This window comes from Mycobacterium sp., assembly GCF_044370595.1.
Taxonomy (GTDB): domain Bacteria; phylum Actinomycetota; class Actinomycetes; order Mycobacteriales; family Mycobacteriaceae; genus Mycobacterium.
Window position 1 is genome coordinate 1 of sequence record NZ_JBILVF010000129.1, and the last position, 9,744, is coordinate 9,744.

The 9,744-nt window shown below is 65.2% G+C and carries 8 protein-coding genes and 1 tRNA gene; 3 read left to right on the forward strand and 6 right to left on the reverse strand.

The features are described from left to right. Positions 1-1,137, reverse strand: a 1,137-nt coding sequence (locus ADBZ5N_RS14545; RefSeq protein WP_526258527.1) for a flavin-containing monooxygenase, incomplete at its 3' end; no start/stop codon positions are given. Positions 1,138-1,234: 97 nt separating this feature from the next. Then, positions 1,235-1,726 (reverse strand): YajQ family cyclic di-GMP-binding protein, encoded by a 492-nt coding sequence (locus ADBZ5N_RS14550; RefSeq protein ID WP_526258529.1) that lies wholly within the window; start codon positions 1,724-1,726, stop codon positions 1,235-1,237. A gap of 114 nt (positions 1,727-1,840) precedes the next feature. On the opposite strand from ADBZ5N_RS14550, the gene ADBZ5N_RS14555 reads away from it, so the two are divergent. Continuing rightward, positions 1,841-1,923, forward strand: a tRNA-Tyr gene (locus ADBZ5N_RS14555). 41 nt (positions 1,924-1,964) lie between these two features. Here the strand turns inward: ADBZ5N_RS14555 and ADBZ5N_RS14560 are convergent. Then, positions 1,965-3,749: an acyl-CoA dehydrogenase family protein gene (locus ADBZ5N_RS14560; protein WP_526258531.1), complete on the reverse strand. Its 1,785-nt coding sequence runs from the start codon at positions 3,747-3,749 to the stop codon at positions 1,965-1,967. 88 nt (positions 3,750-3,837) lie between these two features. Between ADBZ5N_RS14560 and ADBZ5N_RS14565 the strand changes: the two genes are divergently transcribed. Then, positions 3,838-4,911: an SAM-dependent methyltransferase gene (locus tag ADBZ5N_RS14565; RefSeq protein WP_526258533.1), complete on the forward strand. Its 1,074-nt coding sequence runs from the start codon at positions 3,838-3,840 to the stop codon at positions 4,909-4,911. A gap of 2 nt (positions 4,912-4,913) precedes the next feature. On the opposite strand, the gene ADBZ5N_RS14570 is transcribed toward ADBZ5N_RS14565, so the two are convergent. Beyond that, positions 4,914-5,366 (reverse strand): DUF5994 family protein, encoded by a 453-nt coding sequence (locus ADBZ5N_RS14570; RefSeq protein WP_526258535.1) that lies wholly within the window; start codon positions 5,364-5,366, stop codon positions 4,914-4,916. A gap of 197 nt (positions 5,367-5,563) precedes the next feature. Beyond that, positions 5,564-5,767, reverse strand: a complete 204-nt coding sequence (locus tag ADBZ5N_RS14575; RefSeq protein WP_526258537.1) for a cold-shock protein — start codon at positions 5,765-5,767, stop codon at positions 5,564-5,566. A 418-nt stretch (positions 5,768-6,185) separates the two neighbouring features. Here ADBZ5N_RS14575 and ADBZ5N_RS14580 point away from each other — a divergent pair, with 418 nt between their 5' ends. Then, positions 6,186-7,844 (forward strand): NERD domain-containing protein, encoded by a 1,659-nt coding sequence (locus ADBZ5N_RS14580; protein WP_526258539.1) that lies wholly within the window; start codon positions 6,186-6,188, stop codon positions 7,842-7,844. Positions 7,845-7,858: 14 nt separating this feature from the next. On the opposite strand, the gene ADBZ5N_RS14585 is transcribed toward ADBZ5N_RS14580, so the two are convergent. Continuing rightward, positions 7,859-9,187, reverse strand: a complete 1,329-nt coding sequence (locus tag ADBZ5N_RS14585) for a DEAD/DEAH box helicase (RefSeq protein ID WP_526258541.1) — start codon at positions 9,185-9,187, stop codon at positions 7,859-7,861. Between the last annotated feature and the right edge of the window lie 557 nt (positions 9,188-9,744).

The window sequence follows — 9,744 nt, forward strand, 5'->3', positions numbered from 1 at the left end:
CCGGTCCTGAGGTTTGACCTCGGTGCCGTCGAGGTTGATCCGCACTCCGCCGAGCGCGAGCAGGTTCAAGCCGGTGGCCGTGACAATGATGTCGGCGTCGAGGTGACGGCCCGACTTGCACGCGATGCCGCTGGCGTCGAAGTGGTCGATATGGTCGGTGACCACCTCAAGGGCGCCCCGGCTGATCTCGGTGAAAAGGTCGCCGTCGGCAACCAGGCACAGGCGTTCGTCCCACGGGTTGTAGCTCGGCTTGAAGTCGACGTCGACGGGATAGCCGCTGGGCAGCTGGCTGATGTTTTGGAAGCGCACCACCTTCTTCACCAGGTTCGGCGCCCCCCGCGCGGCCACCCAGAACACCTTCTCCACGGCCAGCGCCGCAGCCCTGGCGATGGGATAGGAAACCCTGGGCGGCAGGTAGTTTCGCATCGGGGTGACAACACGATTGCGCCGTTGCATCGACACGAGGTATCCCGGTGAGCGTTGCAGCATGGTTACCTTGGCAGCCTTCTGCGCCAGCGCTGGCACCAGGGAGACAGCGGTGGCGCCCGATCCGATGACAACGATCTTCTGTCCGGTGTAGTCCAAATCCTCCGGCCAGAACTGCGGATGGATCACCGTGCCGCTGAAGTCATCGATGCCGGGGAAGTCGGGGGTATAGGGCTCGTCATAGTTGTAGTAGCCAGAGCCGAAGAAGACGAAGCGGCTGCGATAGGTCTTCGGCTTGCCGTCCACCTCGGCGTGGATGGTCCAGGTGTCAGTCGTCGAATCCCAATCGGCGGAGTTCACGCGGGTGCGAAACTCGATGTGGGGGTAGATGCCGTGCTTGCGGGCCGCGTTCTCCATGTAGTCGCGGATTTCGTCGCCGTCCGCGACGTACTCCTTGCGGGGCCAGGGCTCCCAGCTCCAGCTGAGGGCAAAGATCGAGGAGTCCGAACGCACACCGGGGTAGCGGAACAAGTCCCAGGTGCCCCCGATCCGCTCGCGGCGCTCCAGGACTACGTAGCGAGTGCCGGGGTCGGCTTCGGCAAGTCGGTAGGCCGCCCCGATACCGGAGATTCCGGCGCCGACGATGATGACGTCGTAGTCGCCGGTAGGCTGCTCGGCGGGTCGGGCGCCCTCGGAGTGGGTGAGAGTCATCGCGGTCCTCGCTGAGTGCGTGCGGATGTGACCTAATCCACCTTATGCACTGACCGGAGTCGAGTCGACGATACGGCCCTGAACAAGTAGAGGATGATCAGCGGTAGTTGACGAACTGCAGTGCGACGTCGAGGTCGGCGCTTTTGAGCACCGAGATGACTGACTGAAGGTCGTCGCGGCTCTTGGAGGTCACCCGGATCTCCTCCCCCTGGATCTGGGTCTTGACGTTCTTGGGACCCTCGTCGCGGATGAGCTTGGTGATCTTCTTGGCGTTCTCCGTGCCGATGCCTTGTTTGAGGGTGCCGCTGACCTTGTAGGTCTTACCTGAGGCCTGCGGATCTCCGGCGTCGAAGGCCTTCATCGAGATGTCGCGGCGAACCAACTTCTCCTTGAACACGTCGACGGCCGCCTTCGCGCGCTCCTCGGTGGAGGAAACGATCTCGATGACCTCGTCGCCCTTCCAGGCGATGGAGGTCTCGGTGCCGCGGAAGTCGAATCGGGTGGCCAGTTCCTTGGCCGCCTGGTTCAAGGCGTTGTCGACCTCTTGTCGATCGACCTTGCTGACGATGTCGAAGCTGGAATCAGCCACTGGGGTGCCTCCTCGGTGCCGGCCGGGGAACGGGTCGGTTTGTGTCTGGGGTACATCCTCGTTGTACCCTGCTAGTCGCACGGAGGCGGGGTGTTCTCGACTCCGGTGCGCCCAGGCAGGTTGCCCGAGCGGCCAATGGGAGCGGACTGTAAATCCGTCGGCTAACGCCTACACAGGTTCGAATCCTGTACCTGCCACGTTTCTCGGCAGCGCAGTAGCAGCACGGGGGGCGGCCCGTCTACTGCTTCATCTCGTAGGCGCCGCTGTAGGTCAGCACCTCCGCCACGAAAGCCTGCTCAGCGGCGGCGTCGATACGCGGCTTGCGCACGATCGTCAGCGCCGCGGTGCTCTGCGCGTCAGTCGCCGACGCCTGCCCATGCAGGGCGACCGCCTGATCGGCCATGTCCTGGACGAACACCCCGAAGATACGGTCGAGGTGGGCTTCGGTCAGGTCCGACAGGTCGCTCACCGACCCGGGACGGGTCTGGCGATCGTCGATCGCCAGCGCCGCCGACTCCAAAATCAGCTGGGCATAGACGATTTGGGTGAAAAGCTGACCCAGGATCTGCAGATAGTCGAGGTCCTTCTGCTGCGCCTCGGTGGGCGGGGCGGTCAACACCAGTTGAGTGAAGGCGTCGATCTGCTGACGGAAGGTCGCGACGTTGGGCAGGTGGCCGAAGCGTTCGAACGCTGGGCGCCAGTCGCTGAACCCGATCGACCCGAGACCCTTGGCGGGGCCTTGATGGAACAGGTACTCGTCGTCTCCGGCGTCCTGACGAACCGGGATCACCGGGTAGTCCTGCGCGGCTCCGTGCGCCGCGCCGAGGTAGCGCGGCATGAACTTCAGCACCAGGGCGATGTTGACGTGGACGGTGCCCTCCAGTTTCGGCAGCGCCCGGATGTCGCTGGCCGCGCGGCTGAAATAGGTGTCCCGTTCGAAGCCGCGCGCGGCGATCACATCCCACAGCAGGTCGATGACCCGTTCGCCCTCACTGGTCACCTTGGCCTTCGTGATCGGATTGAACAGCAGGAACCGGCGGTCCTCTTCGCTGGCGCAACGGAAGTAGTCGGTGGACCGGGCGGCGAAGATCTTCATCGCCACCAGTCGCGCATAGGCGTCGGCGAGCATCCGGCGCACGTGCGGGAAGTCGGTGACCCGGTTGCCGTAGAGAACCCGGTTGTTGGCGTGGGTCACCGCCTCGTAGAACGAGTGCTCGCAGATGCCGATACTGGCCCAGCCCAGATTCACCTTGCCGACGTTCACCGTCGCCAGGGCGGCATCCCAGGCCGGCTTGCCGATGTGCAGGATGTCGGACTGCTCCACCGGGTAGCCGTGCAGGTTGAACGCCGCGACGAACATCTGCCCGGCGACCACGTTCTTGATCAGTTCGTAGCGCTCATGGCTGGGGTCGACGAGGAAGAACGCGTATTCGCCAGGATGCTCCGGATCGTCGTCGGCGAACTTGCCGAACACACTCAGCCGGCCCGCGGCGTTGCCGTTGCCGATGTACCATTTGCCGCCACTGGCGGTGAACCCGCCGTCGGCCGTGCGGGTCAGGATCATGTCCGATGAGTAGATGTCGGCGCCGTGTTCACGCTCGGATAGTCCGAACCCGAAGATGTGGCCGTCTTTGAGCAGACCGGCCACCCGGGTGCGGGCCTGGTCGTTCGCGCTGAGCCACACCGGACCCAGCCCCAGCACCGAGACCTGCCAGGCGTACCAGTGCGCCAGCGAGTAGAAGCCCAGGACCTCGTTGAGTTCGTTGATCCGCGCGAGATCCCAGCGGGCGTCGGCGTCGCCGACGAGTTCACCGACCTCGCGGGGGGTGGCGAAGCTCGCGAAGATCTGCTGCTCGGCCACCAGCGTCAGGAAGTCGGTGTACCACTCCCCGGAGTAGTACTCCTCCTTGTTGCGGGCCAGGCCCTTGGTCTCGAAGAAGTCGACGAGGGCAAGCAGTTGTTGGCGGGTGCGCTCGTCGAACGACGTCGGGTCATAAGTTTGGGGATTGAACAGCAGGGACATCGACTCTCCAGGTCCGGGGGGTTGATTCGTTGGAATATAGGGTAGATCCCCGCGAGGTGCGTGGACGCACGGTGCTTGGATAGGGGCCGTGGAACGTCTTTTCAACACCATCCTGGCACTCAAGGAACGCGGCCTGCTTCCCGACGCGGTCATGCGGGCCCTGGTTCGCCTCATGTGCGCGCAATGGGTCAAAACCTTCGAGTGCGGCGGCGACCTGGACAAGCAGGCCTTTTACAAGAAGAGGTACTTCGAGAAGCTGCGCGCCAGCGCCGCAGCCACCCACCAGGATGACGCCAACGTCCAGCACTACGAGGTGCCGACGCAGTTCTTCCACCTGATGCTGGGCCCGTATCTGAAGTACTCGTGTTGTGTGTTTCCGCAGGAGTCGACGACCCTGGCCGAGGCTGAGGTCGCGATGCTGCGCACGTTCCTCGAAGACCGGCTGCAGCTCAGCGAAATCGTGGCCACCAAGGGCAGCGTCCGGCTGCTCGACCTAGGCTGCGGATGGGGCTCCCACGGCAGCTATGTCCTGGAGAACTACCCGGACGTCCACGTGACGTTCCTGTCCAACAGTTCCACCCAGCAGGACTACATCAGGGCCAGGAACGCCAAGCACGCCGGCCGCTTCGATTGCGTGAAGGCTGATGCGAGCACCTACGACGATCCGGAGTTGCACTCCCGGTTCGACGTCATCGTGTCCTGCGAAATGCTCGAACACATGAAGAACTACGACATGGTGCTGGCCAAGGTCAGCTCATGGCTGCGACCGGACGGCCGGATGATGGTGCAGATCCTGGGCAATCGGCGGTTCGCCTACGACTTCAAGACCACCGACTGGATGGGCAAGTACTTCTTCGCCGGCGGAACCATGCCCAGCCGGGACCTTTTCGAGAACTTCCTGCCCGACGATCTTCACCAGTCCCGGGTCTGGGACGTCAACGGACGCGAATACAGCAAGACTCTCGACGCGTGGCTTCAACGCCTGGATGCCAACAAGGGCCAGTGTCTGCAGGCCTTGGAAGGTGGTCCGACGACGGCGCAGGTCGCCTTGGAGCGGTGGCGGATGTTCCTGCTGTTCTGCTCAGAGGTATTCGGCTACCGCGACGGCACGGAGTGGATGGTGTTCCACTACCTGTTCGAAAAAGCCCCTGCCCGAGTCTGATTTCAGCGCCCCGCGACCGTCAGCAGCCCCGCCGTGGTCGACGCGTTATCGGGCCGCGCCGCGGCCATCAGGATGTCGTGCGCGTGCTCGGAGTCGGTATCTGGCGGCACCACCAGCAGGACGACGCTGGTGCCGCCGACTCCCCGGACCTCGACGGTGTTCGGGGGCTGGCGGCGATAGCCGGCCACCCGGACGCGGTACCCGCCGATGACGGCTTTGGCCGGCGGCGACGGCCATTCACCGATCCGGTAGGTCACGTATGCGATAGGACCGACCCGCACCGATAGCACGGCCAACAGGTCGGACAGCTCTGAAACAAGATCGGTGCTGTGGGGCCACCAGGCGCCGTCGACGTGGCCCGTCGGCAACGCTTTGGGCTTGAGGCGCAGTCGCGGGGTGCGTTCCGGGGCGGGCTGGTTCCAGCCTGTGGATGAGCGGGTTTGCGTTCGCGTCATGAGACGCTCCAATCTGCGGACCTCGCGGCCCGGATAACTCGGCGGTGACACAGTCGTGAACCGAACGTGTGCGGGAACCCGCCGATGAACCCCACCCTATCCCATCGACCTGTACGTGAAACTCATTGATTCTCAGGGATTTACAACTGAGGTGGGCCGGGCGGATTCCCGCCCGACCCACCTCTCGACGAGCCTTTTTACTCTGGTCGGACAGCTAAGGCCTGGGGACCTTTGGCGCCCTGGCCGATGTCGAAGACGACTCGCTGGTTTTCCTGCAGCGACCGATAGCCACTGCCGCTGATCTCGGAGAAGTGGACGAAAACATCGTCCGCGCCCCCGTCCGGGGCGATGAAGCCGAAGCCCTTCTCGCTGTTGAACCACTTCACAGTTCCCTGTGCCATTCTTACTTCTCTCATTCATGGATGTCGGAGGCCGACATCCCCAAGCCGCACTGCACGGATTACAGTCGGCGTTCTCGCACCCGGGAGGGCACGAAACTCGTTGCGCCCCAAAGGCTCGGGGTGCAGGTGCAGCTAGCGCTGCTGATCGGAAAAAACCGGGTTTTCCACGGGGTCGGAGGCGCCCTCGTAGGTGGGCGGGATGTACTGCGTATCCACCGGATGGGAAAACAGTTCCTCGTTCATAGGCTTCTTTCAGTGACCGGCACAGACTTCCGGTCAGGATAGGAAAGTGAGTCGGCGTATGTCCGCATTACGGACTTGTATTCTGCGACGCGTCGAGGCGTAAGCGACTCCGTCTCCCAGACTACACGCCGAATTGCCCCAGGTAGAGCACACCACCGATTTACGATGACACACCATGCCCGTGACGCTGCCCGACAACCCGCGGCTGGCCAACGACAGCGAGCGCCGGGTCTGGCAGATGCTGTGTTCCCAGCTGGGTGAGGGTGATCTGCTCATCGCGGGTAAGCGGGTCACCGACCATCTCAAGGACCATGAGATCGACTTCGTGGTCGCCATCGAGGGTGCGGGGATCATCTGCGTCGAGGTCAAAGGCGGGGAAGTCTGGCACGACGGCACGACGTGGCTGCAGCGCAGCCGCAATGGCCACGTCAAGACGATCGACCCGGTCAGGCAGGTGCGACAAGCCCGCTACGCCCTGCGTGACTTCGTCGAGGCCGACCCCCGGTGGACCCAGTCGCGGCCGCGGTGGAACCACGTCGTGGTTCTGCCCCAAAGTGACATCAGTCTTGACTTTGCGCTGGCCGACTGCCCGCGCTGGATGGTGATCGACCGGACCGAGACCCCCTCGCTGGGCGACAGACTGCGCGGGGTCGCACTCAGCCAGCAGACTGACCTTCCGCTGCTGTCGGAGATCGCCATCGACCAGTTGCAGACCGCGCTGGGTGGGCGCGGGCTGCCCCAACGCGACGTCGTCGCCCGCGCTTTGGAGAACGAGGACGCCGCCGACATCCTCAACGAGCAGCAGGCCGTGATCCTCGGCGCGGTCAGGCTGCTGAACCGGGTGGAGATCCGCGGCGGGGCCGGCAGCGGCAAGACCTTCATGGCCCTCGAACAGGCCCGGCGGCTGGCCAACCAGGGCCAGCGGGTGGCACTGATCTGCTATTCCCACGGCTTGGCGTCCTACCTTAAGCGGATCACCGCGGGCTGGAAGCGCCGCCAACAACCCGGCTACGTCGGGGAATTCCACAGCCTGGGCATCCAATGGGGCGCCCCGGAAGGTCCCGACGAGAATGAGCGCACCAAGGAGACCTCGCAGTTCTTCGAGCACGACCTGCCCGCACAGATGCTCGAACTGGCCGCCGCACTGCCAGAAGGCCAGCGTTTCGATGCGATCGTCATCGACGAGGCCCAGGACTTCGCCGACAGTTGGTGGGATCCGGTCCTGGCGGCCCTGCGTGACCCCGACGACAGCGGCCTGTACGTCTTCATCGACGAGGGCCAACGGGTGTTCGACCGGCAGGGCACCCCGCCGGTGCCGTTGGTGCCCCTGATCCTGGACCAGAACATCCGCAACACCCGCCAGATCGCCACCGCATTCCAGCCCCTGGTTGACCACCCGATGCGCTTCCTGGGCGGCGACGGCCCGGAGGTGCGTTTTGTGGCGTGCGAGGCCGACGAGGCACTCGACGTCGCCGACGACCAGGTCGAGGTGCTGCTGGAGGCGGGTTGGCGGCCCGAGGACGTCGCCCTGCTCACCACCGGAAGCCGCCACCCCGAGCAGGTCGGCCGCCAGAAGGACGGCAACCAGGCCTACTGGGACAGCTTCTGGGACGCCGAACAGGTCTTCTACGGTCACGTGCTGGGGTTCAAGGGCCTGGAACGTCGCGCCATCGTGTTGGTGGTCAACGATCGCTACGCGTTGGAAAGGGCCCGGGAACGCCTCTATGTCGGTCTGTCCCGGGCCCGCGACCAACTCGTGGTGTGCGGCGACCCGAACTTCCTCGTCGAATACGGCGGATCCGACGTGGCGCGCCGCTTGGGCATCACCGGCTGAGGGCCGGCGTCGGGCTAGACCGCCGAACCCTCTGAACGAGATGATCTGCCGCGTTTGGCCGGTCGGGCCGGATGCGCCTGCGGCGACCCGGTGCCGCGGCGGCGCTGCTGCCCGCCGCCGGAGCGTCGCTGCTGCGTCGGCCGGGACTGGACCGGCTGTGGGGCCGCGACCGGGGCGCGGTAAGGGGCGACCTCGCCGACCAGGTTCAGCACCGCGGCGGAGTCGGCTGCCACCTGCTGCGGGGTGGCGCTGATTCCCGCCTTGCGCAGCAGCATCTGGGTCTCTTTGCGCTGTTCTGGCAGCACCACGGTCACGACGTCCCCGGCGCGGCCGGCCCGCGCGGTCCGCCCGGAGCGGTGCAGGTAGGCCTTGTGTTCGGCCGGCGGGTCGATGTGCACCACCAGTTCGACGTCGTCGACGTGAACTCCCCGCGCGGCGATGTCGGTGGCGACCAGGACCCGCGCACTGCCGGCGGTGAACGCCGCCAGATTGCGGTCGCGGGCGGGCTGGGACAGGTTGCCGTGCAAATCCACCGACGGAATGCCTGCCTCGGTGAGTTGCCGCGCGAGCTTCCGGGCCTGATGTTTGGTGCGCATGAACAGGATCCGCCGGCCGCTGCCGGAGGCGAGCGTGTGGACGAGTTCCTTCTTGGCCTCTGCACCTGCCACGTGGAAGACGTGGTGGGTCATCGCCGCGACCGGGGAGTTCTGGCTGTCGACGGAATGGGCCACCGGATTGTCCAGGAACCGGGTGACCAGTTTGTCCACCCCGTTGTCTAGAGTCGCCGAGAACAGCAGACGCTGTCCGCCGCGCGGCGTCGCGGCCAGAATCCGGGTCACGCCCGGCAGGAACCCGAGGTCGGCCATGTGATCGGCCTCGTCGATCACGGTGACCGCCACGCCGTCCAGAGTGATCAGACGCTGTCGCATCAGGTCCTCCAGGCGGCCCGGGCAGGCCACCACGATGTCGACTCCGGACTGCAGTGCCTTGACCTGTCGGGCTTGCGGCACTCCACCGAAGATCGTGGTGATCCGCAAGCCGGAGGCGTCAGCGAGGGGTTGCAGCGTCGCGGTGATCTGGGTGGCCAGTTCCCGGGTAGGTGCCAGCACCAGACCGGTCGGACGGTTGGGCCTGCGCTGGGCGGACGACAAGCGGGCCACCAGGGGGATGGCGAACGCCAGGGTCTTGCCGCTGCCGGTCTTGCCGCGCCCCAGGACGTCGCGGCCGGCCAGGGTGTCCGGCAGGGTGGCGACCTGAATCGGGAAGGGGTGGGTGAGGCCGGCCTCGGTCAGGGCCCGTACCAGCGGTGCGGGTACGCCGAGGTCGGCGAAGGTCGTATTCATGCGGTGCCTTTCAGGCATCGGGTGCGTGGTCTGCAGGCGACGGTTCGTCGGCGCGCACAACCAAGCCCAGGTTGGGCGAAATTGCCGGTGGGCAATATCGGTTCGCCGCGAGACGGATGCGCTGGGAGGCGCGAATCAAACGAACGCGGCTTTGCGCTCCTGCAAAGCAGTGCGAGGCCGGCGGAGTGAAGGCGTTCCACGACGTGTCGGACGCATCTGTGTGAATCCGACGTTGCGCCAAGTGTAACAGCAGTCCATTCCGGCTCGCCGCGGCGCCTAACCGTTGCGGGCCGGTTTCGGGCTATTCCAGCAAACCAGGCGTCGCGTCATTCCCGCTGAAAGGAACGCCGCTTCCTGCGCGGACGCGCAGAGTCGTGTGCCACATCACAACCGTTTGCTAAAACGGCGGGGATTCCTGCCCCGTGCCGAGTTCGAACTGCCCGCCGACTGTGGCTATGATTCAGGCGTCAACGGTGACGTTAAACCCCTCGACACCTGCCCTGGAGTGATTTCGGTGACCTTTCCCCGCCCCGCACGAACAACAAGCTTGGCTGTTG